This window comes from Falsihalocynthiibacter sp. SS001, from assembly GCF_042445055.1.
GTDB lineage: Bacteria > Pseudomonadota > Alphaproteobacteria > Rhodobacterales > Rhodobacteraceae > Falsihalocynthiibacter.
This window is the reverse complement of the sequence record NZ_CP170339.1, coordinates 3,047,081-3,071,411: the sequence shown is the minus strand read 5'-3', so window position 1 is coordinate 3,071,411 and position 24,331 is coordinate 3,047,081. Positions and strand designations below refer to the sequence as shown.

At 54.4% G+C, this 24,331-nt stretch carries 23 protein-coding genes, 1 tRNA gene and 1 riboswitch; of the genes, 6 read left to right on the top strand and 18 right to left on the bottom strand.

The window, feature by feature from the left end; all coding sequences use genetic code 11:
• Positions 1-78 precede the first annotated feature (78 nt).
• A riboswitch (TPP riboswitch) is annotated at positions 79-175 on the top strand.
• A gap of 31 nt (positions 176-206) precedes the next feature.
• The 3 genes from thiB to thiQ are packed head-to-tail and all read left to right on the top strand — an operon-like array spanning position 207 to position 3,428.
• Positions 207-1,193, top strand: coding sequence for a thiamine ABC transporter substrate binding subunit (gene thiB, locus ACFE33_RS14770; protein WP_380054998.1), 987 nt, complete (start codon positions 207-209; stop codon positions 1,191-1,193).
• Positions 1,169-2,746, top strand: a complete 1,578-nt coding sequence (locus ACFE33_RS14765; RefSeq protein WP_380054996.1) for a thiamine/thiamine pyrophosphate ABC transporter permease ThiP — start codon at positions 1,169-1,171, stop codon at positions 2,744-2,746. Before thiB ends, ACFE33_RS14765 begins: the two co-directional genes overlap by 25 nt.
• On the top strand, positions 2,733-3,428 hold the full coding sequence (thiQ, locus tag ACFE33_RS14760) for a thiamine ABC transporter ATP-binding protein (protein WP_380054994.1): 696 nt from the start codon (positions 2,733-2,735) through the stop codon (positions 3,426-3,428). The genes ACFE33_RS14765 and thiQ overlap by 14 nt, the downstream gene beginning before the upstream one ends.
• 43 nt (positions 3,429-3,471) lie before the next feature.
• Here the strand turns inward: thiQ and ACFE33_RS14755 are convergent, their stop codons facing one another.
• From ACFE33_RS14755 to dapF, 8 genes are all read right to left on the bottom strand, one after another.
• Positions 3,472-4,254, bottom strand: a complete 783-nt coding sequence (locus tag ACFE33_RS14755; protein ID WP_380054992.1) for a cytochrome c1 — start codon at positions 4,252-4,254, stop codon at positions 3,472-3,474.
• Positions 4,255-4,271: 17 nt separating this feature from the next.
• Positions 4,272-5,603, bottom strand: a complete 1,332-nt coding sequence (petB, locus tag ACFE33_RS14750; RefSeq protein WP_380054989.1) for a cytochrome b — start codon at positions 5,601-5,603, stop codon at positions 4,272-4,274.
• A 10-nt stretch (positions 5,604-5,613) separates the two neighbouring features.
• On the bottom strand, positions 5,614-6,171 hold the full coding sequence (petA, locus tag ACFE33_RS14745) for a ubiquinol-cytochrome c reductase iron-sulfur subunit (protein ID WP_380054986.1): 558 nt from the start codon (positions 6,169-6,171) through the stop codon (positions 5,614-5,616).
• A 171-nt stretch (positions 6,172-6,342) separates the two neighbouring features.
• The gene (locus ACFE33_RS14740) at positions 6,343-6,951 is read right to left on the bottom strand and encodes a glutathione S-transferase (RefSeq protein WP_380054983.1); all 609 of its coding nucleotides are present in this window, start codon (positions 6,949-6,951) and stop codon (positions 6,343-6,345) included.
• 10 nt (positions 6,952-6,961) lie between these two features.
• On the bottom strand, positions 6,962-7,588 hold the full coding sequence (locus ACFE33_RS14735) for an FMN-binding negative transcriptional regulator (protein ID WP_380054980.1): 627 nt from the start codon (positions 7,586-7,588) through the stop codon (positions 6,962-6,964).
• Positions 7,589-7,605: 17 nt separating this feature from the next.
• Positions 7,606-8,232: a glutathione S-transferase gene (locus ACFE33_RS14730; protein WP_380054978.1), complete on the bottom strand. Its 627-nt coding sequence runs from the start codon at positions 8,230-8,232 to the stop codon at positions 7,606-7,608.
• A gap of 51 nt (positions 8,233-8,283) precedes the next feature.
• A complete protein-coding gene (gene mtaB, locus ACFE33_RS14725; protein ID WP_380054975.1) occupies positions 8,284-9,552 on the bottom strand; it encodes a tRNA (N(6)-L-threonylcarbamoyladenosine(37)-C(2))-methylthiotransferase MtaB in 1,269 nt (422 codons plus the stop codon).
• Positions 9,549-10,370 carry a diaminopimelate epimerase gene (dapF, locus tag ACFE33_RS14720; RefSeq protein WP_380054972.1) on the bottom strand — a complete coding sequence of 274 codons (822 nt, stop codon included), beginning with the start codon at positions 10,368-10,370 and terminating at the stop codon, positions 9,549-9,551. Before dapF ends, mtaB begins: the two co-directional genes overlap by 4 nt.
• 127 nt (positions 10,371-10,497) lie before the next feature.
• Between dapF and ACFE33_RS14715 the strand changes: the two genes are divergently transcribed.
• Positions 10,498-10,573: transfer RNA gene (locus ACFE33_RS14715), tRNA-Lys, on the top strand.
• A 199-nt stretch (positions 10,574-10,772) separates the two neighbouring features.
• Here the strand turns inward: ACFE33_RS14715 and ACFE33_RS14710 are convergent.
• From ACFE33_RS14710 to ACFE33_RS14665, 10 genes are all read right to left on the bottom strand, one after another.
• Positions 10,773-11,600, bottom strand: a complete 828-nt coding sequence (locus tag ACFE33_RS14710; protein ID WP_380054969.1) for a MipA/OmpV family protein — start codon at positions 11,598-11,600, stop codon at positions 10,773-10,775.
• A 146-nt stretch (positions 11,601-11,746) separates the two neighbouring features.
• Positions 11,747-12,493: a metallophosphoesterase family protein gene (locus ACFE33_RS14705; RefSeq protein ID WP_380054966.1), complete on the bottom strand. Its 747-nt coding sequence runs from the start codon at positions 12,491-12,493 to the stop codon at positions 11,747-11,749.
• Between the two features lie 31 nt (positions 12,494-12,524).
• Positions 12,525-13,946 carry a mannose-1-phosphate guanylyltransferase/mannose-6-phosphate isomerase gene (locus ACFE33_RS14700; RefSeq protein ID WP_380054963.1) on the bottom strand — a complete coding sequence of 474 codons (1,422 nt, stop codon included), beginning with the start codon at positions 13,944-13,946 and terminating at the stop codon, positions 12,525-12,527.
• Positions 13,947-14,856: 910 nt separating this feature from the next.
• Positions 14,857-15,348, bottom strand: a complete 492-nt coding sequence (locus ACFE33_RS14695) for an RNA pyrophosphohydrolase (RefSeq protein ID WP_380054960.1) — start codon at positions 15,346-15,348, stop codon at positions 14,857-14,859.
• 57 nt (positions 15,349-15,405) lie between these two features.
• Positions 15,406-16,743 carry a S41 family peptidase gene (locus ACFE33_RS14690; protein WP_380054957.1) on the bottom strand — a complete coding sequence of 446 codons (1,338 nt, stop codon included), beginning with the start codon at positions 16,741-16,743 and terminating at the stop codon, positions 15,406-15,408.
• A gap of 6 nt (positions 16,744-16,749) precedes the next feature.
• Positions 16,750-17,883, bottom strand: a complete 1,134-nt coding sequence (locus ACFE33_RS14685; protein WP_380054954.1) for a murein hydrolase activator EnvC family protein — start codon at positions 17,881-17,883, stop codon at positions 16,750-16,752.
• Entirely contained in the window at positions 17,880-19,400 is a 1,521-nt protein-coding gene (gene gpmI, locus ACFE33_RS14680; protein WP_380058746.1) for a 2,3-bisphosphoglycerate-independent phosphoglycerate mutase, read from the bottom strand. The genes ACFE33_RS14685 and gpmI overlap by 4 nt, the downstream gene beginning before the upstream one ends.
• A gap of 71 nt (positions 19,401-19,471) precedes the next feature.
• Positions 19,472-19,942 carry a 23S rRNA (pseudouridine(1915)-N(3))-methyltransferase RlmH gene (gene rlmH / locus ACFE33_RS14675; RefSeq protein WP_380054952.1) on the bottom strand — a complete coding sequence of 157 codons (471 nt, stop codon included), beginning with the start codon at positions 19,940-19,942 and terminating at the stop codon, positions 19,472-19,474.
• Between the two features lie 9 nt (positions 19,943-19,951).
• Positions 19,952-20,311 (bottom strand): ribosome silencing factor, encoded by a 360-nt coding sequence (gene rsfS / locus ACFE33_RS14670; RefSeq protein ID WP_380058744.1) that lies wholly within the window; start codon positions 20,309-20,311, stop codon positions 19,952-19,954.
• 232 nt (positions 20,312-20,543) lie between these two features.
• The gene (locus ACFE33_RS14665; RefSeq protein ID WP_380054949.1) at positions 20,544-21,824 is read right to left on the bottom strand and encodes a mechanosensitive ion channel family protein; all 1,281 of its coding nucleotides are present in this window, start codon (positions 21,822-21,824) and stop codon (positions 20,544-20,546) included.
• 349 nt (positions 21,825-22,173) lie between these two features.
• Here ACFE33_RS14665 and leuC point away from each other — a divergent pair, with 349 nt between their 5' ends.
• Together leuC and leuD are read left to right on the top strand one after the other, a co-directional pair.
• A complete protein-coding gene (gene leuC, locus ACFE33_RS14660) occupies positions 22,174-23,577 on the top strand; it encodes a 3-isopropylmalate dehydratase large subunit (protein WP_380054947.1) in 1,404 nt (467 codons plus the stop codon).
• Between the two features lie 22 nt (positions 23,578-23,599).
• Entirely contained in the window at positions 23,600-24,205 is a 606-nt protein-coding gene (leuD, locus tag ACFE33_RS14655) for a 3-isopropylmalate dehydratase small subunit (protein ID WP_380054944.1), read from the top strand.
• The last annotated feature ends 126 nt before the right edge of the window (positions 24,206-24,331 follow it).

The window sequence follows — 24,331 nt, the reverse complement described above, 5'->3', positions numbered from 1 at the left end:
TGCTCAATTCTCTAACGGTCTAGGGGCGTTGGCTCAAGGGGATATGCCTTGCCAGTGAGCAAACAGGCGCATAGATGTTGGGATACCTCGGGGGGCCAGTTGGCTGAGATGCGAAAGCGGACCCGTTGAACCTGAACCGATTAAGATCGGCGGAGGAAAGGTGATGAGCATCCTTCTTGTCCGCCCGTCGCACAATGGAGAGATTGATGAGATATTCCATGATTGCAGCGGGTATCGTTTTGGCCAGCGCGGCCCAAGCGGATACGCCCACGTTGACAGTTTACACATACGACAGTTTCGTTTCCGATTGGGGGCCTGGTCCTGCGGTTGAGAAAGCCTTTGAGGCTGAATGCGAGTGTGACCTCAATCTCGTCGGGACGGGCGACGGGGCGGCGTTGCTATCGCGTTTGTTGCTTGAGGGAGCGCGCACCAAGGCGGATATTGTGTTGGGGCTGGATACGAACCTGATGGCCGCCGCTGCCGAAACAGGGATTTTCGCGCTCCACGGCCAGGAAGACGTCGCGTTTGATTTGCCTGTCGAGTGGGACGATTCAATGTTCGTTCCGTTTGATTGGGGCTACTTTGCATTCGTTTATGACAAAACCAAACTCACGGATGTTCCCAAGAATTTTAAGGAACTCGCAGACAGTGATCTGAAGATCGTGATTCAGGACCCGCGTAGCTCGACTCCAGGGCTTGGGCTGTTGATGTGGGTGAAAGCAGCGTATGACGACGGCGCATCCGAAATGTGGCGCGGACTGTCGGACAATATCCTGACGGTGACAAAAGGTTGGTCAGAGGCATACGGCCTGTTCCTTGATGGCGAAGCAGACATGGTGCTGTCTTACACCACAAGTCCCGCATATCATTTGATTGCCGAAGAAGATGATACTAAAGCAGCGGCGCAGTTCGACGAAGGGCATTATTTGCAGGTCGAAGTTGTAGCAAAAGTCGCGCATACCGAACAGCAGGGATTGGCGGATCAGTTCCTTGCGTTTGTCGTGAGCGAAACTTTCCAAGAGATCATCCCAACTACGAACTGGATGTATCCCGCGGTAACACCCGCAGCAGGGCTGCCGGATGGGTTCGAGACGCTTACAGTGCCTGAAAACGCGCTCTTGTACCCTTCGGGGGATGCGCAGCAAGTACGGGATGGCGCGCTTGAGGAATGGCGCGCCGCACTGTCGGAATAGCACGCACGTGCGGCATAGGGTTCTGGATGGGGGCGGCTGTTGCTGCCCTTATTCTATTGTTGTGCTTTGGCACAGTCGGAGTCGTAGCATGGCGCGCAGAGTCTGGTACGCGCTTTACAGCGGCTGATTTTGCAGCGCTTCGTTTCACTGTTACTCAAGCTGCCCTGTCAGCCGTGTTCAGTGTGGCGCTTGCAATTCCCGTTGCGCGGGCGTTGGCGCGGCGGTCGTTTCGTGGGCGGCACCTGCTTATCACGCTGTTCGGCGCGCCGTTCGTCCTTCCTGTGATTGTCGCGGTGTTAGGGTTGATCGCGGTTTTTGGACGCACTGGCCTTGTTAGTTCTGGATTAGGCTACCTCGGCGTTGGGCCGATCCATATTTACGGCCTGCATGGGGTGGTGCTTGCGCATGTGTTTTTCAATCTGCCACTCGCTGTGCGTTTGATATTGCAGGGGTGGCTGGCGATTCCGTCGGAACACTTTCGCCTTGCGGGGGCCTTGGGGTGTAATGCTCGCGATCATCGGCGATTGCTCGAAGTACCAATGCTCAAACATGTGGTGCCCGGTGCCTTGGCAATCGTATTTCTCATCTGCACGACCAGCTTTGCAGTGGCGTTGGCGATCGGAGGCGGCCCCAAGGCCACAACGATTGAGCTGGCGATCTACCAAGCGTTCCGTTTTGATTTCGACCTAAGCAAGGCCGCGCTTCTGGCGTTGATCCAAGTGGTGCTGTCGGGATGCGCGGCACTCTTGGCGTGGCGATTTTCGCGAGGCGCAATCGCCGGTGAGGGTCTAGACCGCGTTGTCGTTCGCTATGATGAGGATGCTTCGGTGATTGCAGACGCGGCATGGATATCTCTTGCGGCTGCATTCCTTGGATTGCCGCTATTGATGATAATTGCCAAAGGTGCGCCGCGATTGTTCTTCTTGCCCACATCAATTTGGGAGGCCGCCGGTCGCTCGCTGGTTGTCGCAACAATTTCCATGGCGCTTGCAGTGAGTTTTGGGCTTGCCTTGGCGTTCTGGATTTCTGCGCTGCGCGGACGTGCGCGCGGGTTGGGAGAGGCGGTCGGGTACCTCACGGTTGCAATTTCACCGCTTGTTATGGGCGCAGGGATATTCATCGCAGTCTATCGGTTTGCCAACCCGCAGGATTGGGCGCTGGCGACGACGGCACTTGTGAATGCGGTTGTGGCGTTGCCATTTGCGATGCGTGTCTTGCTGCCGGCGGTTGACGCCTGTGCGGCGCAGTTCGGTCCCCTTGCCGAGAGTTTGAGGATGCGCGGGTTCGCTCGGTTCAGGTACGTCGAGTGGCCGAGATTGCAAAGACCGATAGGATTTGTCGCTGGGCTTTCGGCGGCTCTTTCCATGGGGGATTTAGGTGTCATTGCGCTCTTTGCCGATCCCAATCGCGCGACGCTACCGCTTGCGCTTTATGATTTAATGGGGGCGTATCGGATGGGGGATGCGGCGGGGGCGGCGCTCTTGCTGTTCCTTCTTTCGATTGGCGTTTTCTATCTGTTTGACCGAGGAGGGCGTGCGGATGCTCCGATTTGATAATGTACTTCTTGAGCAGGGGGCATTTCGGCTGCGTGCTGATTTTTCGATATCAGAGGGTGATCACGTCGCGCTAATCGGGCCCTCGGGTGCGGGTAAGTCGACGCTACTCGCTGCTGTCGCGGGCTTCCTTGAGCCGACTGAAGGGAGCATATCTTGGCAAGGCGTAGACCTTGGCCCGCTCGGGCCCGGTGATCGGCCGATGAACATTCTATTTCAGGACAACAACCTTTTTCCGCACCTGACCGTTTCTCAGAATGTTGGCCTAGGGTTGCGGCCTGATTTGAAGTTGTCCAAGGCGGAAATACAGAAAGTTAATGCGGCCCTCGCGCAAGTTGGCCTTGATGGCAAGACAGAACGTAAGCCAGCGTCGCTTTCTGGTGGCCAAATGGCGAGGGTAGCGATTGCGCGCGCGGTGCTTCGTTCGCGACCCTTGATGTTGCTGGATGAGCCATTTTCGGCGCTTGGCCCCGCGCTCAAGCGCGAGATGCTGGAGCTGGTGAGCCGCGTGGCGAAGGACACGGGCAGCACACTGCTGATGATTACCCATGAACCAGAGGATGCCCGTCGGATTGCGAGTAAGACGATCGTGATAGCAGGGGGAAAGGCATCCGCGCCGGTGGATACCGAGGAAGCCCTAAGCAACCCACCCAAGGCTTTGGCTGCATACTTAGGGCAATAAAAAACGCGCCCCGAAGAGCGCGTTTTAAGGAATTTAGTCTAGGCTAGTGCTTTTTCTTATGCGGCGCCCAAATCTTCTTGTTGGTCAGGTACAGAAGCACCGACAGAAGCGCTAGCAACAGAACGCCGATAAATCCGGCCTGCTTGCGATCCATCATTTTCGGCTCTGCTGTCCACATCAGGAACGCAGCTACATCTTCTGCTTCGTGGTGAAGTTCGTTGCTGTGACCATCGTCAAAATCAACATCTTCACCTGCGAGCGGAGGTGCCATGGCAATCCATCCACCAGGGAATGCGGTGTTTTCGTAGAATACAGTGCCTGCTTCTTCTTTCTCTTCGCCAGTGTAGCTGGTGAGAAGGGCCGCGATATACTCTGGTCCGCCGATCCCTTTGAAGAGCTGGTTAAGACCTGTGCCGTATGGACCGTGGAACGCCGCGCGTTTTTTGGCCATCAGCGAAAGATCAGGTGCTGTTTCCATGCCCGACGCAGGGAAGTGATCCGAAGGTTTCGCCGCACGGAAATCATCCAGTTCGGCGTCGAATACTTCAAACTGCGAAGAGTAGGCGCGAACTTGGTCCTCGGGAAGGTGAGGGCCGCCTTCGTCAGCTAGCGTGCGCAGCGGAACGTATTGCAAACCATGACAGGCCGAACAGATTTCAGTGTAGACCTTGAGGCCACGCTGAAGTTGGTTCTGGTCGTATTTGCCAAAAGGTCCTTCAAACGAGAAGTCCGTGTCGTGGATATGCGCCGCGTCGCCCGCTGCAAAGGCCGAGCCTGCTGTCAGTGTGACAGCAGTCAGGACGGAAAGGGTGAGTTTCTTGATCATTGTTCTCTGATCCTTTCTCACTTCGCCGCGGATGCGTCTTTAGCATCCTTGGGGTAGTGGGCGTTGAAATCTTCTTCGATGGTTTCAGGCTGGGCCGTTGGCTTCTCGATCACGCCCAAGAGAGGCAGGATGATGAAGAAGTATGCGAACCAGTAGGTGGCACCGATCAAGGAGATTGTCGAATACGGAGGCTCTGCTGGCATCGCGCCAACCCACATAAGGACCATGAAGTCCACTGCAAGCAGGGCAAACCACCACTTGAACATCGGGCGATATTTACCGGAGCGAACGCTGGAAGTGTCGAGCCAAGGAGCAAGCGCCATTGCGAAGATCGCGCCGAACATTGCAACCACACCAAAGAACTTCGCGTCAACGATGCCGCCAGTGATGAAGGAAGCGAACTGAACCGCCCAAACATCCGCAGTAAAGGCACGCAGGATCGCGTAGAACGGCAGGTAGTACCACTCAGGCACGATGTGCGCAGGTGTGGCAAGTGCGTTCGCTTCGATATAGTTGTCAGGGTGGCCAAGATAGTTGGGCATGAAGCCAACCACCGCAAAGAACACCACAAGCACAACCGCAAGAGCAAAGAAGTCTTTGATCACGAAGTAGGGCCAGAACGGAAGCGTATCTGCTTCGGCTTCTTTCTTGGAACCGCGACGAACTTCTACACCTGTCGGGTTGTTGTTACCCGTTGTGTGGAAAGCCCAGATGTGAACGATCACAAGACCGGCAATCACGAACGGCAGCAAGAAGTGCAACGAGAAGAAGCGGTTTAGCGTAGCGTTATCAACCGCAGGTCCGCCGAGGAGCCATGTCTGAAGGCCTTCGCCAATGAATGGAATCGCGCCGAATAGGCCGGTAATAACTGTCGCACCCCAGAAGGACATCTGCCCCCAAGGAAGAACATAGCCAAGGAAACCAGTTGCCATCATCAAGAGATAGATGAGCATACCGATGATCCATGTGATCTCGCGAGGGGATTTGTATGAACCGTAGTAGAGGCCGCGGAAGATGTGCAAATACACAGCAATAAAGAACAACGAAGCGCCGTTTGCGTGTAGATAACGGATCATATGACCGCCATTTACGTTACGCATGATGTGCTCAACCGATGCAAACGCGAGGTCAACATGCGGCGTATAGTGCATCGCGAGGATAACACCCGTTACGATTTGTAGAACAAGACAGAATGCAAGGACGATGCCCCAGATCCACATCCAGTTAAGGTTCTTCGGTGTCGGGATCATGATCGTGTCATAGACAAGACCAACAACGGGCAGACGCTCGTGAACCCATTTACCCAAGCCCGACTTGGGCTCGTAATGATCGTGCGGAATTCCTGACATTACGTTCTCCCTATCCGAGTACAATTGTTGTTTCGTCATCAAAGGCGGCTACTGGAACTGGAAGGTTCTCAGGGGCGGGACCTTTGCGGATACGGCCAGCCGTATCATAGTGGCTACCGTGGCATGGGCAGAACCAGCCATCAAAGTCGCCAGCACCGTCGCCGAGCGGTACACAACCAAGGTGCGTACATACGCCCATCATCACCAGCCATTCGCCAGCTTCATCGAGGGTACGGTTTTCATCTGTTGCTTCACCAGGCGTGTTCGCGTTGCGCGCATCCGTGTCGGGCAAATCTGAAAGAGGCACTGCGCGCCCTTCTTCGATTTCCTGTTCGGTGCGGCGGCGAATGAACACGGGCTTGCCGCGCCATTTAACTGTAAGCTGTGTGCCCGTTTCAACTTCTGAAACGTCAACACGAATTGACGCAAGGGCTTGGACATCAGCGCTGGGGTTCATTTGATTGACCAGCGGCCAGACGGCGGCACCAGCTGCTACTGTTGCCGTACCAGCTGTCGCATAGTACAGGAAATCCCGGCGTGTGCCTTCGTGATCTTCTGCGTGGGACACGAGTATCTCTCCATTCTTTAGCCATATGGCCAGAAACGATCGTCACCCGCACGCGCGCACGGGAGGCTTAACGCGGTGTTTAGCGCCCCTATCCGCCCACGTCTAGCGGTCAATCTGGCGCAGATCGCGAGATAAAGGGGGAATGTGGGGTTTTCGCCGCGAAAATTATACTTATTTAGGGGGAATCGTTGATTTCATTGCGTCACGTTCTCCGAATCCCGCGTACCAATCGTCCAATTGCGGTGCAGATTGACGCCAGTTTCGCTCTCCATGTCGGAAATCAACATATGCTAGCGCGCATGCAAGGGCGATTTGCCCCATCGAAAGTGCTCCTGCCAAATGGGCCATCCAGCGGTCCTCGACTGCGATGGTGGCATTCTCGATTTTGTGCCATTGGGCGTCGATGTAATCATTAAACTGTTTATCGACCGGACGTAGACGCGTTTCATATGTCATGAGGAGTGCTGCATCCAAAATCCCGTCTGCCGTTGCCTCAAGCGTTAAGTTTTCCCAGCGTGATTCTCCCTCGCCATAAAGGCCGCTTTCAGCGCGATCATCCAGATACTGGCAAATAACGCGGCTATCATAGAGCGCGGGCCCATCGGGGCGAATGAGTGCGGGAACCTTACTCAGCGGGTTATGGGTGGCCAATCCTTTGGCAAGTGCGAGAGGAGTGCCCGATGCCGTGGTCAGGGTGACGTCATCAATCTGGTTTGTTTCGTGCAGCAAAACCATGACTTTGCGCACATAAGGAGATGTAGGGCTAAAAAACAGTTCCATGATATTTCCTCTATGGCTCGGTCGTTACGTCATTCATCAGTGCCGCAAGCTTCGCAGTTTCATGTCCAAGCGTGTTGCGCGTAACTTGGGCTGCTGCGGAACTGCGTGGCTCGGTTGGCTTATTCTGGCCTAGTTTCCATGTGCCGTCGACGGTTTCGATTGTCATGCGGCAGGGAACAATCATTCGCATCATCCGCTCTAGCGGCTCTTGGTCCATTTTGTCAGCGGTCCACGGCACTTTGGGAAGGAGCTTTGTCTCGTTGGCCAAAGATAGTGCATCCAGATGCGGGCGCAGGGCCTCGGACGCTAGTTGCTCAAGCCGTCCGCGAATGTGGACCGCGATATAATTCCAAGTCGGAACCTGATTATTGATTTCGTACCAATCGGGGGAAATATAGCTGTCTGGCCCCTGAATTGAAATGACCGCATCAAGCGGTGTCGCCAAGGCCCGCGCGATCGGGTTGGACCGCACCAGATGCATTTCCAGCGTCATTTCGTCCTGTGATACCACAAAGGGCACATGCGAAAGCAATGGGCCATCTGCGCCATTCACGGCCAAGGTCCCAAAACCACGTTCGCGGGCAAAGGCGATGTTTTGTTCGCGTGTCGCGGTGCGAAAAGAAGGGTTTGGATGCATGCTGGGCCTCTTGTGATTTAGGGAAATGCAACCCCGTCTGTCCCTGATTTCCAGACGGGATGTTTCACCATGATATGCGCAAAACGCGACGAGTCGAGGAATGCTTCGAGCCAGCGCAAGAGATGCGGCCATGACTCGCCGTCAAACCAAGCGCGGTCCACATTCGCGAACTGACGCACAAATGTAATGGTTCCCATATCCGCCAGCGTGGCCTGCTCGCCAAGTAAATAGGGAGTGTCGGCCAGACGGTCATTGAGCTTGCGCAGGAAAACCGACGCCTTTTCACGCTCGGTTTCGCGATCCGCGCCTTCGTAGCGGGTCGAATATTTGTATCGGTCTAGTGCGGTTTTGAATTGGCCGTCACACTCGTTGATCAGGTCAAGTGCGTCTGACTTACCCGCTAGCCAATCTTCGGGATCGTTTTGCTCCAGCGCCCACAACATGATGTCGAGTGATTCATCAACAACGCCGTTGGGCGTTATCATTACGGGAACCGTCCCCTTGGGAGAGGCATCAAGCATTTCCTGTGGTTTGTCACGCAAGAGAATCTCGCGCAACTCACAAGGTATATTTGCCGAAGCAAGTGCAAGGCGTGCTCGCATCGCATAGGGGCAGCGACGAAACGAATAAAGGATATTTGTCATGGGCGCATACTGGCAAAAATCAATCGTGAGGGCCACGCGAAAAACGGGCGATTATGCCACCAACTGATTGCCCGATACCCCGAGAATACGTGCCTTCACGATTTGGCCCTCGGGTTGAGGGGCGTCAAAGCTTACTTCGGTGAATTGCTCTGTGCGGCCCATGTGTGGGTTCTCAAGCAAAACTTCATGCGTACGTCCGACCTGCGCGGCAAGATGCGCGGCAACTTGTTTATCTCCTGCCGCGCGCAGCCGGGCAGCGCGGGATTTGATTGCTTTGCCGTCAACTGCGGGCATACGCGCAGCGGGCGTGCCCTCTCTTGCGGAGTATGGGAAGACATGGAGCCAAGTCAGATTGCATTCCTCAACCAACTTCAGAGAATTTTCAAACATGGCTTCGGTTTCAGTCGGGAAGCCAGCGATGATGTCGGCGCCAAACGTCATGTCAGGGCGAAGTCGCGTGGCCTCGTTACAAAACGCGATGGCGTCATCCCGAAGGTGGCGGCGCTTCATCCGTTTGAGAATCATATTGTCCCCAGCCTGAAGCGACAGATGTAGATGCGGCATCAAGCGCGGTTCGGTCGCGATGGCCTGCATCAGGTTCTCGTCCACTTCGATCGAATCAATCGAGCTAATCCGAAGGCGCGGCAAATCGGGAACCAGCTTCAAAATCCGCATCACCAAATCGCCAAGCTTGGGCGTAGCAGGAAGATCCGCGCCCCAACTGGTGAGGTCAACGCCCGTCAGGACAACTTCGTTATAGCCCTTCTGCACAAGGCGCTTGATCTGATCGACAACCACACCCGCCGGAACGGAACGCGAATTGCCGCGACCATAGGGAATGATGCAGAACGTACAGCGGTGATCGCAGCCATTCTGAACCTGTACATACGCACGGCTACGAGTGCCAAAACCGTCGATCAAATGGCCTGCGGTTTCGGTGACGGCCATAATGTCGTCCACCTGAACGGCCTCGGTCTTGCCGATAAAGTCCGGCCCCATGTCCTGCCATGTTTTGGGCTGCATTTTTTCGGTGTTGCCGATGACGATATCCACCTCGGACATGCTCGAGAAGGTCTCTGGCTCTGTTTGCGCGGCGCAACCTGTCACAATCAGTTTCGCATCTGGGTTCTCGCGGCGCAGTTTGCGGATTTCCTGACGCGCTTTGCGCACTGCCTCGGCGGTCACGGCACAGGTGTTCACCACCACTGCGTTTTGAACACCCGCAGCTTCCGAAAGCTCCTTCATCGCTTCGGTTTCATAGGCATTCAGCCGACAACCAAGTGTCGTGAACTTTGGAGGAATGAAATTCGGGCGGCTCATCGGACAGTTTCCAGAAAAGCGCGACTTAGCGTGGCGTCAAAAGCGTGCATTGTTTCACCTGTCATCCAGACGCCGTCTTCGCGCCAATCTATCTGAAGCTCGCCACCATCAAGTACTACATCCACACGCCGTCCCGTAATGCCACGGCGCGCGGCCGCTACCGCACTCGCACAACTGCTAGAGCCCGACGCCATGGTGACGCCCACACCACGCTCCCAAACGCGCATCCGAATACGATCTGTCGACAGGAGGGAAATGAATTGAACGTTGGTCCGTTCCGGGAAAAGCGGGTGATGCTCGAATTTCGGACCAAGTGTCTCAAGATCGACGGCCTCGGCATCTTCTACAATAAAGGTGCAGTGCGGATTGCCCATGCCTGTGGCTACGGGTGTTCCTTCGATCGGAAGGCGAAGCATATCCACCTCATGGGCAAGCGGTACGTTCTGCCACTCCAGAATCGGTGGCCCCATGTTGATACGTGTACGTCCATTCCCTGCGTCCTGACCAATCAGGATGCCGCGCTCGGTGCGCAATGTGACCTCGGACGCGCCGGATTCGCTCATCAAATGCCGTGCAATACAACGAGTCGCATTTCCACACGCCCCAGCCGTAGAGCCGTCCGCATTGTAAAATACCAACTCAACCGTAGAATCGTCGCTACTTAGAATCTCTGCAAGCTGATCAAAGCCCACCCCAAGGTGCCGATTCCCCACCGCACGCGCCAATTCGGGCGTCACAACAGGTGCGCGCCCTCGAGAATCGATAACCACGAAATCATTTCCCAACCCGTGCATTTTCATGAAAGGGAGAGAATCCATTGGAAAAGCCTTTGTCATATGGGCGATATAGCTCTCAGGAAAAAGATTTACCAGCAATCCGCGAGAAAAGTGTAAAAAGATGCTTGACCCCACCGTGAGACAAACTTAGAGAAGCGCCACAAAGTGTGGGCCGTTAGCTCAGTTGGTAGAGCAACTGACTTTTAATCAGTAGGTCGATGGTTCGAATCCATCACGGCTCACCACTTTTTTCATTCCATCAATGATCAGAAGTGTGTGCAGTCGCCCGTTAGCGGTGTGTATAGCGCGTCTTGCTTGCTGCTTTTTCGGATAAGTGATGGAAAGTATGCGGTTTTCTTTGGTCGGCGGCGCTGTTTGATTGGCTTCCCCGCGAGTAAGTAGCGCACAGGGATGCCAACTAAATCTGCTTTCTGAGCGAGTTTTCTAGAAATCGATGCCAATGCGGCGTGTTACACCAATTTCGATTTTCAGGTTTTCGTCTGAGCCACCATAGACGATTGGAGAATCTGCGGCGTCGCCAACGAATTTGCTCCAAGCAACAATCGCTTCAAAGCCCCAAAGCTCATCGAGTTGATAGCGTGCCGTGAGTTCCAAGCCGACTTCGGCAAGGCCAGCGCCCGCATCGTACTCAGAGTAGTTGCTTGCGGCAGCTTCGTCTGGAGTGATTCCGAAATATGTGTCCATGTATTTGTCGCTACCAACCAGAATTCGTGGACCGAAGGTTAGGGTCCAGTCTTTGGCCGGCGTTGTGATTAGGTCAGCGCCAAGTTCCGCGACAAAGGATTCGTGCCCGAAAAAGCCATAGCGAACATCGGCAAACGCGCGGTACGTTTCCTGTTCATAGCCAATACCCAAGCCAAATTCGAAGGTGCGATCAATGGTATCTAGTCCGGTCAGTTCGGAGTAGTCCTCTGAGCTGCGCTCGCCAATGTACCGTATGGATCCGCGCAAGCCCCAACCGCGTCTGAAGCCAACGGATTGACCCGAGCCATACTCAAACCCACCTGGGAAGCGCACATAGTCGAACCGAAAGCCGATATCGGGTCCGACTTCCAAATCGTCCGAACCGAAATAGGGTGACTGTACCTGCGCGCCATACCGAATTTGCATCACGATGTCGGGTTGCGGGGCGTCGAGAAAGCCGTTCTCATCAAAAATGCCCGGCTGGGTGTTTTGCGCCGATGCAGGAAAGGCCGCGCCGAGGAGGCATAGGTAGGATAATATGCTTGGTTTGAAGAACTTTGAAGGCATTGGCTTTCCTTGTGAGTGCAATCTGGAAAATGTAATTTTCTTTAACGTAGCACATGATTTTGATTTCAAACCAAAGAAATATACGCTCATCCATGACATTGCTGCTGGGATTGTGTGCGAAATGTCGTTGTGATCGCGGTGGTACCCTAGCGGACTTGAATAAAACGAACCTGCGACGAAGGGTCGATGCGGGCCGCCGTCAAAACACCCGTGATATAAGCACCAGTGTCGATGGATATTCGGCCATCTTGAGCTTGGGGGACGTCAACAACGGTATGCCCGTGAGCGATCCAAATTCCATCCGTGCGCGCACGCTTTCTAAATTCCGGATGCCCCCAAAGGAGAGTCGCAGGGGCCTGTTCGGTGATCGGCAGTCTCGGGTCCGCTGCTGCATGGACGCACGCGAGATTACCAGTGGAATACGTGAGGGGCAGGGCGCGCAGCCATTGCTCGGCTTTGGGGGTGATCGCGACGCGAAGGTCTCGGCAGATGGTTTGAGCCTCTAGAGCGGTTGGGGTGTTCGCGGTGGGATGAATGCCGAAGCTCGCAAGCGTTTCCATTCCACCAAACTTGAGCCACCGATGCGCGTTCTCGATAGGGTTGTCGAGGAAATCGAGCATCATGCGTTCGTGATTTCCCATCAGGCAAAGTGCCGTGTGTGCACGGCAGAGGTCGTGCAGGAGTTCCAGCACTTCGGCGGATTGGCTGCCGCGATCAATATAGTCGCCAAGAAAAACGAGCTTGGCCCTTGGTTCTTCTTCGATCCTTTTCAACAGTTTTACCAGTAAATCAAAGCGCCCATGAATATCTCCGACGAGGACGCAAGGCTCATCCACTTTAATCGGAGCGGTGAATTCAACTTGTTTCCTGAGACGATCAAAGAGTTTGCGCATACGCCTGATTACTATGAATTACAGAGGAAGTTCACGACCGCGCGTACACATCTTCGTATCGCACGATGTCATCTTCGCCCAAGTAGGCGCCAGTTTGGACCTCGATAAGGACCATTGGAACCTTCCCCGGATTTTCCATCCTGTGAACGGCGCCAAGGGGGATGTAGACCGACTCGTTCTCGCTTACGAGTTTGACCTCTTCGTCAATTGTAACCTTCGCGGTGCCCGTGACCACGATCCAATGTTCGGCGCGGTGGTGGTGGCTCTGAAGGGACAGCGCGGCGCCCGGATGGACCACGATGCGCTTCACTTGAAAACGCTCACCGATCACGAGGCTCTCGAACCAACCCCATGGGCGGTGATCTTTGGGGAAAGCGGTGGCTTGGTGTGCTTTCTTCTGCTTAAGGGCGCTCACCGCCAATTTCACATCCTGTGCGCGACTTGCATCTGCCACCAATACGGCATCGGGCATGGCGACGGTGATGATATTCTTGAGGCCAATTCCGACAACCTCCAGCGTTTCATCCTCAGAGCGAAGCAACGTGTTCTCACAGTCTAACGAGGTTGCATGGCCCGTCGTGGCGACGCCGTTTTCATCGCGGGCAGTTTCGCGCCATACAGCGTCCCATCCTCCGAGATCTGACCATCCTTCGGAATAAGGTACCACGGTCAGATTCTCAGCACGCTCCATAATGGCGTAGTCAATCGAGATGTCTTCAAGCTGGTTCCAGCTGACCGGATCTAGGCGCAGGAACCCGAGATCGGGCTTGCCCTGTTCGACAGCAGCTTCGACAGGTGAAACAAGATTGGGTGCGTGCGATTTGAAGGCTTCGATAATCGTTTTGACCGAGAATAGAAAAATTCCTGCGTTCCACAGGAAATTGCCTGCTTTCACCATCTCGTTCGCGCGCTCTGCGTCTGGCTTTTCTACAAACCGCGATAGGCGCATCGGGCGGGCACTGCAATCACCGGGGCATTCGGCCAGTTCAAGATATCCATATCCCGTTTCCCCATGCGTCGGCTTGATGCCAAAGGTCACGAGCTGACCATTTCGGGCAGCTTCGGTTCCAGCCTGAACCGCTTGCCGAAATGCCTCCGCATTGGGAACAACGTGATCGGACGGGGCGACGAGCATCAATCCGTCAGGGTCCGTTTTTGCAAGCCAGATTGCAGCGGCAAGGACGGCTGGCGCAGTATTGCGTCCGTCAGGTTCAATGAGGATCGCGCTCGGGTCCATCCCGATTTCGGCAAGTTGCTCGGTGACGATGAAGCGAAAATCCGAATTCGTCAGGATAAGCGGTGGCTTGTAGTCCGCACCAGAGAGCCGCTCGGCGGAGGCCTGAAATAAAGTTGTTTCACCTATAAGCGGAACGAATTGCTTGGGGTAGCTCTTGCGCGAAAGTGGCCACAACCGAGTTCCAGAGCCGCCGCACAGAAGAACAGGAGTGATCATAAGCTTCGCCTTTATTATCTCGCTAATACAAAACCATTATCCATCGACGGCGCGAAAATACTAAAAAACAAGACACCGCATACATTAACCTAATCGTGCCAATGGCTTTGCGTCCACAAATCATTGCGAACACGCGTATTGATTGTGGCGTACGAATGGTTAACGCGTCGTTAATTTTAGGGCGTCGAAGTGGGAATATATCTGTTTGCAGGCAGATAAAATTTGCGATCAACTTGTGCAGTGTCGGTCGCTAGAATCAAGAATGGCCCGCGAGGGGCCATTACGTGCGCTGGTGGTTGAGCGCTTAAATTTGGAAGGGCGGTCGTGGCAGCTTGCACCTGCCTCCGATGGTCCGCACTTCCCAATTGCTCGTTCAGACCTTTTTATCTCCAATTAAGTCTAAATTGTGTCGAAGCCTTGGCGGCGACGGCTGGAGCTAAATAAGACCTGAGTGTGTCCATGTTGTGACCGAGTGCGCGGCGTAAACGCGTGAACTTCACAGCCGTTTGTTTGTCTGCTGAGAGCGTTAAGGCGACCATTGCGGGCTTTTTCAACGAAGTTTGTCATATTTTCTATCCTTTAGTTGTTTGATTTGAACACTAAGAACACAGCCACAATTAACTACTATAGGTTGAATGTCCGACATAGAAATGTCCGAATGTGGGCGCACATGCGTCTGAAATGTGGCAATTGTGCGTTGTTAATTTGGCAACCTGAGGTTGTGTCGACGCATACGCCGAGCAATTTGCATAGAATCCCCTTATTTTTCTGGTGAATCCGAAGTTTCTTAAGTTTAACAGTAGCTTGAGACGAAATCGCGCCGCAGCAAATAAAATTAAGTCGAGTCCGTGTCCGAACCGTGAAACGGGCCGTGATTCTAGAGAAAATAGAGTTGGTGATTCGTATCGCGTTAAAGTTTGTCGGCAAATTCTTCCATGACTTGGTCATAGAGCGCGCGCTTGAATGGCACGATCGACGCGAGCAATTCCTCAACATTCATCCAACGCCATTCGCTGAATTCGGGGTGCTCGGTCTGGATGTTGATGTCTGCGTCGGAGCCATTAAAGCGCATTAGGAACCAGCGCTGTTTCTGACCTCGATAACGGCCCTTCCAAAGACGCTTGGAGATTTCAAGCGGCAAATCGTAGGCCAACCAATCCTGTGATTCTGCTTCAATTGACACAAGCTCGGCGGGCACACCCGTTTCTTCCCACAGCTCGCGCAGGACGGCCTCTTGCGGTGTTTCGCCGTCGTCTACGCCACCCTGCGGCATCTGCCATGCTGGCTGCTCGTTCTTGGCAAAATCATTGCGCTGTCCGGCAAAAATCAACCCGTCCTTGTTGACGAGCATCACGCCAACACATGGGCGATAAGGGCGCGTATCGGAAGCAGCTTCTGTCATGGTGTACTTTCACAAAAAAATGGGGGCAGCCAAACAGCATGCCCCCATCGTTAATATTTACTTGTCGCCGTTTAGTGCGGCCATGCCGTGCAGAATATCAATCGCATACGAGAGTTGATAATCCTCATCGCGTAGTTTTGCGGCCTCTTCGGCTTGCTTTTGCTCTTCTTCAAGAACTCGACGTTCGTCTTCTGTCATCGAGTCATTGTCGAGGCTGCCGCGCAGGTCGGCTTCGGAGCGGCTGCGCGCTGCGCTGCTTTCTTCCTCTTCGTCAACTGTTGGGTCGCGGCGTGGTTGTTCAACCACGATATCCGGAGAAACACCGAGCGCCTGAATAGAACGGCCAGATGGCGTGTAGTAGCGAGCAGTCGTCAAGCGCATCGCGCCATCGCCCTTAAGCGGCATGATCGTTTGAACGGAACCTTTGCCGAAGCTCTTGGTTCCCACAACGACTGCACGACGATGATCCTGAAGCGCACCCGCGACAATTTCAGACGCCGAAGCAGAGCCACCGTTGATAAGGACCACAACTGGTTTTCCGCCTGTCAGGTCACCAGCAGTCGCATTAAAGCGCTCGCCGTCCTCTGGGTTGCGCCCGCGAGTTGAAACGATTTCACCGGCTTCAAGGAATGCATCTGAAACACGGATCGCTTGGGTCAGAAGCCCGCCTGGATTGTTCCGAAGATCAACAACAAAACCATCTACCGCGTCCATACCGCCGGCTTCTTCGACTTGCTCCTCGATCCCCTCTTTCAGGTTCGGGAAGGTTTGATCGTTAAAAGTCGTGATCCGTAGAACAACCGTTTTACCCTCTGTGCGGGCACGAACAGCCGTCAGTTTAATAACGTCACGAATGATCGATACATCGAATGGCTCTGGCTCGCCTTCGCGCACGATTGTGATGATGATCTCGCTGCCAACTTCGCCACGCATTGTTTCGACTGCTTCGTCGAGTGTGAGGCCAAGAACGCTAACGCCATCGACGTGCGTAATAAAATCACCAGCTTCGACGCCCGCTTCGAATGCCGGTGTGTCGTCGATTGGCGAGACAACTTTGACGAAGCCCTCTTCTTGGGTCACTTCGATGCCTAGTCCGCCGAACTCTCCGCGTGTTTGCTCGCGCATATCGTCAAAATCGGCTGGCGGTAGGTAGCTTGAGTGTGGGTCGAGCGACGTCAGCATTCCGTTGATTGCTGCTTCGATCAGTTCTGCTTCGTCTGCTTCTTCGACGTATTGTGCGCGGATGCGTTCGAATGCTGCGCCGAAAATATCGAGTTGTTCATAAACCGAAGATTTGGATTTGCTTTCTTGTGCCAAAAGGGGTGCGGCAAACTGGGTCGTCACTAGTGCGGCCAATAGCGCGCCGCTGGCCGCTGCTATAAAGAATCTCTTCATTTTGTCCTATTCCTTTGTCACTGCAAACCAAGGGGCAGGGTCCACGGGGGATGTGCCCTGTCTTAGCTCTATATAAAGCGTTTCCGAACGTGAAGTGCTACTACCATTCTGGCCTTTCTGCAAAAACTCTTGCGCTTCGGGCGCGCGTCCTCCCATTAGGCCGACAGGATCTCCTGCCAAAAGCACTTCACCGGCTTCGCCGTAAACTTCACTTAAACCCGCTATTACCAGAAGATATCCCGCTTGTGGTTCAAGGATAATCACATTCCCGTAGTCCAGTAGCGGCCCGCGGTAGCGAATTGTTGCCGCTGCAGGTGTGGTTACCACCGAAAGCGGGCTGGCGGCGATGAGCAAACCGGGGCGGCGAATCCCAGAGGCATCCGCTTCGTTGAACTTGCGCAAGATGCGGCCGAGAACAGGTAGGTCGAGCGTTCCCTTTGTCGCTTCGAAGTCTTTGATCGAAACGGGGGACGCTTCATTTTCCTGAACCAACCCAGTCGCGAAGGCCTCCAGCGTCTCACTTCCCTTAAGAAGCGATTGCAGTCGGTCGGGGTCCTCAACGAAGCGTCGGGGAAGGTCGGTTCGGTCCGAGATTGCCAGCGAAAGCTCGGTTCGTGCGTCTTGGGCGCCAAACAATCCCTGTTGTAGGGAAAGAACCGCGTTTTCTTGCAATGAGCGCAGGAGCGCGACTTCCTCTAGCTGCTTGCGCAATTCTTCTGCGCGTGCCTGTAAGCTGGGTGTAACTTCCGAGAGGATCATGCCAGAACGCGCTGTTCCCAGCGGCCCCGCCGGATGCAACAAGAGCAGGGGCGAGGGCGAAGACTCCATCGACTGCAGCACACCAAGGAGTTGCGCCACCTCCTCGCGGCGGGCGTCAAACTCCAGCGCAATTGCCTGTTCACGAATGGTAGCGCGGCGCAGACCTTCGCGCATCGCTTCTAGGCCCTCTTCGAATGCTTTGACGGCTCCTGTCAGGGCCGCGACGCGATCACTCGCGCCTTTTGCCTCGTCCAGAGCGATTGTTGCCGAGCTGATTTGTTGCGCTGCGCGGCGCGCGGCGTGTGCTGGGTCCACTTCGGCATGAAGTGGCGCACTGAGGCCAAGCGCAATCGCGAACCCTATGGCGAGTCGTGCTATCATTTTTGGATGAGTGTCTCGCCAGTCATTTCGGGCGGGCATTCCAGCCCCATGAGATCAAGAACCGTCGGCGCCAAATCAGAGAGGCGACCCACGCGGAGCTTGGCCCCATTTGGTCCACCATAAAGCACCACCGGAACCGGATTCGTTGTGTGCGCGGTGTGTGGCCCGTTTGTCTCGGGGTCAAACATCGTTTCGCAATTGCCGTGATCCGCCGTTACGATCATCGCGCCGCCTGCCGCCTCTAGCGCCTGAAGCACTCGCCCAAGCCCCGCATCGACGGCTTCGCATGCTTTGATGGCGGCGTCCAAGTCACCAGTATGCCCAACCATGTCGGGGTTGGCGTAATTCGTGACGATCAGGTCATATCGAGCCTCAATCGCCTCAATGAATTTGTCCGTAACCTCAACCGAGGACATCTCTGGTTGCAAATCGTATGTTGCGACTTTGGGCGAGAGCGGCATGTAACGATCTTCGCCCTTCTCGGGCTCTTCTTTGCCGCCATTCAGGAAGAACGTGACGTGCGGGTATTTTTCCGTTTCGGCCAAGCGGAACTGGCGCAGCCCGTGCTTAGATACCCATTCACCCAAGGTGTTCACGAGGTTCTGTTTCGGGAAACACACCGTTAGATAGGTGTCGTGTTGGGTTGAATAGCTGACCATCCCAAGAAATGCAGAGAGCTTGGGGCGCACACCGGTTTCAAATGCGTCAAACGCAGGCTGACCAATCGCGGCTAGGATTTCGCGCGCGCGATCTGCACGGAAATTCAAACAGAATATGCCGTCGCCATCTTTGACACCTCCATAGGGTGCGATGACGGTGGGTTTGATGAATTCATCGGTTTCGCCACGTGCCCACGCTGCAGAAACGGCCTCAACTGCGGTGGGTGCGACTTCTCCAGTTGCGTTGATGATGCACTCATACGCTTGAGAAACGCGATCCCAGCGATTGTCCCGATCTAGCGCGAAATAGCGGCCCGTGACGGTTGCGATGCATACTCCATCAGGAATTTTAGCGCTTAGCTCTTTGATGAACGCATCTGCCGAGCTTGGTGCAACGTCGCGTCCGTCTGTGATTGCATGGATCACGCATGGAACACCCGCGTCTGCGATGATCTGCGCTGCGGCAATGATGTGCGTTATATGTCCATGCACGCCGCCATCGGAAGCGACCCCCATAAGATGGGCTGTGCCGCCACTTGCCTTTAGTGCGTCGATGAAATCCAAGAGCGGCCTGTTGGTGCCGAAAGTGCCGCTTTCAATCGCAAGGTCAATTTGCCCGAGGTCCATCGGCACCACACGACCAGCACCGATATTGGTGTGCCCAACTTCAGAGTTGCCCATTTGCCCCGTCGGGAGGCCGACATCTGGACCATAGGTCGTAAGTGTTGCGCTTGGGCAGGTTGCCATCAAGCGATCAAAGTTGGGTGTATTGGCGAGTGCAGGAGCGTTGTTGTCGGTTTCGTCGCGTTGCCCCCAACCATCAAGAATACAGAGGACAATCGGTTTTTTCGCAGCCATTTTCGCGCTCATGGGTCTCTCGCTTTGTGAATTTGAGTCTTTTCTACGCAGCGGCCAGCAGAAGGGCAAGGTTACTCACGATGATACGGACTTCCTGCTAGAATTGTCGCCGCGCGATAGAGCTGCTCCGAGAGCATGACCCGCGCCAGCATATGCGGCCACACCATTGCGCCAAACGACAGTTTGAAGTGTGCTTTGGCGCGCAGGGACTTTGCAATGCCGTCTGCTCCGCCGATAATGAATGCAACATCGCTTTGGCCGTCATCGCGCCAACGGGCAAGAGTGTTGGCAAATTCGGGGCTTGGCATGATCTTGCCGCGCTCATCCAAAATCGCGATATGGGCATTGGCGGGCAGGGCGCGTTCAAGCAATTCAGCCTCGGCATCCGAGCCACGGCCTTTTTTGTCTTCGACCTCATGCACCGATACGGGACCAAGACTCAGCGCGCGACCTGTGCGTTCAAATCGGGTGAGATAGTCGTCGAGAAGGGCGCGTTCAGGGCCTGACCGTAAACGGCCAACTGCACATATATGAACGCGCATCCGTTTCTCTTAAGTTAGGGAGGTTGGATCGCTTGAGCCAGGCACGCCAGATTGCCACATTTTCTCAAGCTGATAGAATTCACGCACTTCGGGGCGGAATACGTGAACGATCACATCGCCAGCATCAACGAGAATCCAGTCGCCTTGGCCTTTGCCCTCGATCTTGGAGAAGCGGCCTAGATCTTTCTTGATCCGATCCGCAAGCTTTTCCGCGATAGCCCCAACTTGGCGCGAGGAACGTCCAGAACAGACAACCATATGGTCCGCCATTTCGGATTTTCCCGCAAGGTCGATAACAACCACGTCTTCTGCCTTGTCGTCTTCAAGGGAGGACAACACCAAGCTCAACAGGTTTTGGCTCGCGGCCATATCGGATGCCGATTTAGTCTTTGCCACTTTAGAGTCGCCCCCGTTGGCAGTGTCAGATGAGTGAGACAGAATTCTGTCCTCCGTTTGCTACACCGGACCCTCCGATGCAAAGTCTCTCAAGGATAACACCGCATGTGTTAAACCTCAATGATAAGGCACGCGGTGATAGGCCTTTGAATAAGGATTCGCAACCGCCAATCGTGACGGGGCTAAATGCGCGAAATTTGGCGAATTATTCGGCGTCATCGGATGTTCCGAGCATTCTGATTTCTCGTTGTGGGAACGGGATGGAAATATCGTGCTCTTTGAAGGCATCCCAAAGCGCAAGGTAAACGTCTCCGCGAACATTGGTAAGACCGGCCGTTGAGTCGGAGATCCAGAATCTGAGCACAAAATCGACCGAGCTATCGCCAAAGTTCACGATATGACAAACAGGCGCATTCGGAGTGCGAAGAACACGCCGCACGCTCTTGGCGGCTTCAATGGCAATTTTGCGAACCACATGCGGATCGTCGGAATACGCCGTCCCAAAGTTGATGTCGAGCCGCACAAACGAGTCCGAATGGGACCAGTTTACAACCTGTCCCGTAATCAGGTCTTCGTTCGGGATTAGGTATTCACGACCATCGCGCGTAACAACGGACACATAGCGCGCTCCGAGTTCGTTGATCCAGCCGAAGGTCTCGCCCAGCGATATGACATCCCCCGGTTTGATCGACTTATCCAGCAGAATGATAACGCCCGACACAAGGTTCGAGACCACCTTTTGCAAGCCAAAACCAAGCCCGACACCAATCGCACCAGACAGGAATGCAAGACCTGTGAGGTCAAACCCAATCGCCTTGAGACCCAGAAAGAAAGATGTTCCGTAAAAAACAATCTGGACGATTTTGACAAACAAAACCCGCATCGAGGGTGATATGTCTTCGTTTCGGTTGATGTGTGTCGCGATCGTTCGCGTGGTGATCCGCACAATAAAGAAGATCACAGCTAGGATGACGCAGGCCTTTACGATGGTCAGGGCCGAGAGCCGTACATCCCCGCCTTCGACAGCGATGCTATCCAGAAAGGCTGACGTTTCGTCTATTTGGCCAATATAGTGGAGCGTCACATATATCCATGCGCCCCACATAACCGCCCGACGCAGGGCGCGGTTGTGGATGAAACGCACCGCGAAGATGATAAACAGCCAAGCCGAAGCAACCGTGGCAACATTCGCAAGGAAGTAACTTCGCGACGGCCAAGTAAGTTCGCGCATGATAAACACGACGATCCATGCGAAGATCACAAAGAGAATAAGCCGTATGCGTCGATGTAGCAGTACCAGTGTTCGGAGCTGCCATTTTGGACGACCGCGCAACGTGCGCATCCAGATGCGAATGCGGCGATGGGTCATGCGATCGCACATAACCGCCAGCCCGAAAAGGGCGATGATGATGATCAGTTGATAGAGACGCCACCCCGGAACAAGGAAGGATGCGCCGAACTCCATGACGGTATCTAGAGAGGCCATAAGCTGGTCTCTTACAGATGGGGGAACGAGCGGCGGGTTTTCCTGATCCATGTTTCCTCTGGGCTGTTAATTGAAACTTTGCACGTTGGGAGCGGGTTAGACAAGTTGTTCGCGCGATGCGGGCGTTCAAAACAGCGTCATGGCGCTCGCTAGTAGTTGCGAGACTCGGCGAAAGGGGATATGGGCAAAGCATGAAGCGTATCTACGATATCGATGACCATGCCTTTCTGCCTTGGCGGTTCTATGGGCAACAGCTCTCTATCAACGCCGACCTATAGGTTTGGCGCGCCACAAGTGCGCGCAATTGCAGCCTTACGCCACATATTTACCTAACGAACGGGAGTGGACCATGTCCGCCAAAACGCTTTACGATAAAATCTGGGATGCACACGTCGCCCATGAGGCCGAAGACGGCACAACCTTGCTTTATATTGACCGCCATCTTGTGCACGAAGTGACAAGCCCGCAAGCCTTTGAGGGTCTGCGCATGGCGAACCGCACTGTACGCGCGCCAGAGAAAACAATCGCTGTTCCAGATCACAACGTCCCAACAACAGAGGATCGTGTGAATGGTATCGACAACGAAGAGAGCCGCATTCAGGTGGATGCGTTGGATAAGAACGCCAAGGATTTCGGGATTCACTACTACCCCGTTTCCGACGTTCGCCAAGGTATCGTTCACATCGTTGGCCCAGAGCAGGGCTGGACGCTTCCGGGCATGACAGTTGTTTGCGGCGATAGCCACACCGCGACGCACGGCGCCTTTGGTGCACTTGCACACGGTATCGGTACTTCTGAGGTTGAGCACGTTCTTGCGACGCAGACTTTGATCCAAAAGAAGTCCAAGAACATGAAGGTCGAGATCACTGGTAAGCTGAACACAGGCGTCACCGCCAAGGACATCACCCTTGCCGTCATCGGCGAAACAGGGACCGCTGGCGGAACCGGCTATGTGATCGAGTATTGCGGCGAAGCGATCCGCAACCTTTCCATGGAAGGCCGTATGACGGTTTGCAACATGGCAATCGAAGGTGGCGCACGCGCTGGCCTCATCGCGCCTGACGAAACAACATATGAATATGTCAAAGGCCGTCCTCATGCTCCGAAAGGTGCGCAGTGGGAAACAGCACTGGCATGGTGGAAAACATTGTATAGTGACGACGACGCTGTATTCGACAAAGTCATTACCATTAAGGGCGAAGATATCGCTCCCGTTGTGACTTGGGGAACATCGCCAGAGGACGTTCTGCCGATCTCGTCTACTGTGCCATTCCCGACCGACTTTGAAGGCGGCAAAGTTGAAGCGGCAAAGCGCGCTATCGAGTATATGGGCCTTGAGGCTGGACAAAAACTGACGGATATCAAGATTGATACTGTGTTTATCGGCTCCTGTACTAACGGTCGTATCGAAGACTTGCGCGCCGCCGCCGAAGTGCTGAAGGGCAAGAAGATCGCCGACGGAATGCGTGCGATGGTCGTACCTGGTTCTGGTCTTGTGCGTGCCCAAGCCGAAGAAGAAGGCCTTGCGCAAATCTTTATCGACGCGGGCTTTGAGTGGCGCATGGCAGGGTGCTCGATGTGTCTTGCGATGAACCCAGATCAGCTTTCTCCAGGAGAGCGCTGTGCAGCGACTTCTAACCGTAACTTCGAAGGTCGTCAGGGCCGCGGTGGCCGAACACACCTGCTGAGCCCGCAAATGGCAGCCGCTGCTGCAATCACCGGTCATCTGACCGATATTCGCACAATGCTTTAAGCGCCAACTTACGGAGACGAAAATGGAAAAATTTACGAATATCACCGGGGTTGCAGCACCAATGCCATTGATCAATATCGACACGGATATGATCATCCCTAAGTTGTTTTTGAAAACAATCAAGCGCTCGGGTTTGGGTGTGAATCTCTTTGACGAGATGCGCTATGATGACGACCGCAACGAGATCCCTGATTTCGTGCTTAACAAGCCCGCATATCGTGACGCTGAGATCATCGTCGCAGGCGATAACTTTGGCTGCGGTTCATCGCGCGAGCACGCTCCTTGGGCGATCAAGGATTTCGGCATTCGCTGTGTTATCTCGACAAGCTTCGCCGACATCTTTTTCAACAACTGTTTCAAGAACGGCATCCTGCCGATCGTGCTTCCAAAAGAGCAAGTTGACCTGTTGATGAACGACGCCGAGAAGGGCGCGAATGCGCGCATGACGGTTGACCTTGAGGCGCAAGAAATCACTGCTTCAGACGGAACGGTTGTTCCATTCGAAGTGGATGCGTTCAAAAAGCACTGCCTACTTGAGGGCTTGGATGACATTGGCCTGACAATGGCAAAAGAAGCGTCTATCGATTCTTTCGAAGCCTCCGCCAAGACCGCACGCCCTTGGGTGTAGCACTAGGCCAAGCCTAACCAAATTCCACAACATCTAGAGGGTCGCAGCATATCTGCGGCCCTCTGTTTTTTGAATGATGCAATCTCGCACCAGTTTGAACATGAAAATGCCTTAAATATTTAGCCA

What these genes read in the sequence shown, in the direction of transcription:
- thiB (WP_380054998.1), top strand. Translation starts at nt 207, where the DNA reads ATGAGATATTCCATGATTGCAGCGGGTATCGTTTTGGCCAGCGCGGCC.
- ACFE33_RS14765 (WP_380054996.1), top strand. Translation starts at nt 1,169, where the DNA reads ATGGCGCGCCGCACTGTCGGAATAGCACGCACGTGCGGCATAGGGTTC.
- thiQ (WP_380054994.1), top strand. Translation starts at nt 2,733, where the DNA reads ATGCTCCGATTTGATAATGTACTTCTTGAGCAGGGGGCATTTCGGCTG.
- ACFE33_RS14755 (WP_380054992.1), bottom strand. Translation starts at nt 4,254, where the DNA reads ATGATCAAGAAACTCACCCTTTCCGTCCTGACTGCTGTCACACTGACA.
- petB (WP_380054989.1), bottom strand. Translation starts at nt 5,603, where the DNA reads ATGTCAGGAATTCCGCACGATCATTACGAGCCCAAGTCGGGCTTGGGT.
- ACFE33_RS14740 (WP_380054983.1), bottom strand. Translation starts at nt 6,951, where the DNA reads ATGGAACTGTTTTTTAGCCCTACATCTCCTTATGTGCGCAAAGTCATG.
- ACFE33_RS14735 (WP_380054980.1), bottom strand. Translation starts at nt 7,588, where the DNA reads ATGCATCCAAACCCTTCTTTTCGCACCGCGACACGCGAACAAAACATC.
- ACFE33_RS14730 (WP_380054978.1), bottom strand. Translation starts at nt 8,232, where the DNA reads ATGACAAATATCCTTTATTCGTTTCGTCGCTGCCCCTATGCGATGCGA.
- mtaB (WP_380054975.1), bottom strand. Translation starts at nt 9,552, where the DNA reads ATGAGCCGCCCGAATTTCATTCCTCCAAAGTTCACGACACTTGGTTGT.
- dapF (WP_380054972.1), bottom strand. Translation starts at nt 10,370, where the DNA reads ATGGATTCTCTCCCTTTCATGAAAATGCACGGGTTGGGAAATGATTTC.
- ACFE33_RS14710 (WP_380054969.1), bottom strand. Translation starts at nt 11,600, where the DNA reads ATGCCTTCAAAGTTCTTCAAACCAAGCATATTATCCTACCTATGCCTC.
- ACFE33_RS14705 (WP_380054966.1), bottom strand. Translation starts at nt 12,493, where the DNA reads ATGCGCAAACTCTTTGATCGTCTCAGGAAACAAGTTGAATTCACCGCT.
- ACFE33_RS14700 (WP_380054963.1), bottom strand. Translation starts at nt 13,946, where the DNA reads ATGATCACTCCTGTTCTTCTGTGCGGCGGCTCTGGAACTCGGTTGTGG.
- ACFE33_RS14695 (WP_380054960.1), bottom strand. Translation starts at nt 15,348, where the DNA reads ATGACAGAAGCTGCTTCCGATACGCGCCCTTATCGCCCATGTGTTGGC.
- ACFE33_RS14690 (WP_380054957.1), bottom strand. Translation starts at nt 16,743, where the DNA reads ATGAAGAGATTCTTTATAGCAGCGGCCAGCGGCGCGCTATTGGCCGCA.
- ACFE33_RS14685 (WP_380054954.1), bottom strand. Translation starts at nt 17,883, where the DNA reads ATGATAGCACGACTCGCCATAGGGTTCGCGATTGCGCTTGGCCTCAGT.
- gpmI (WP_380058746.1), bottom strand. Translation starts at nt 19,400, where the DNA reads ATGGCTGCGAAAAAACCGATTGTCCTCTGTATTCTTGATGGTTGGGGG.
- rlmH (WP_380054952.1), bottom strand. Translation starts at nt 19,942, where the DNA reads ATGCGCGTTCATATATGTGCAGTTGGCCGTTTACGGTCAGGCCCTGAA.
- rsfS (WP_380058744.1), bottom strand. Translation starts at nt 20,311, where the DNA reads ATGGCCGCGAGCCAAAACCTGTTGAGCTTGGTGTTGTCCTCCCTTGAA.
- ACFE33_RS14665 (WP_380054949.1), bottom strand. Translation starts at nt 21,824, where the DNA reads ATGGCCTCTCTAGATACCGTCATGGAGTTCGGCGCATCCTTCCTTGTT.
- leuC (WP_380054947.1), top strand. Translation starts at nt 22,174, where the DNA reads ATGTCCGCCAAAACGCTTTACGATAAAATCTGGGATGCACACGTCGCC.
- leuD (WP_380054944.1), top strand. Translation starts at nt 23,600, where the DNA reads ATGGAAAAATTTACGAATATCACCGGGGTTGCAGCACCAATGCCATTG.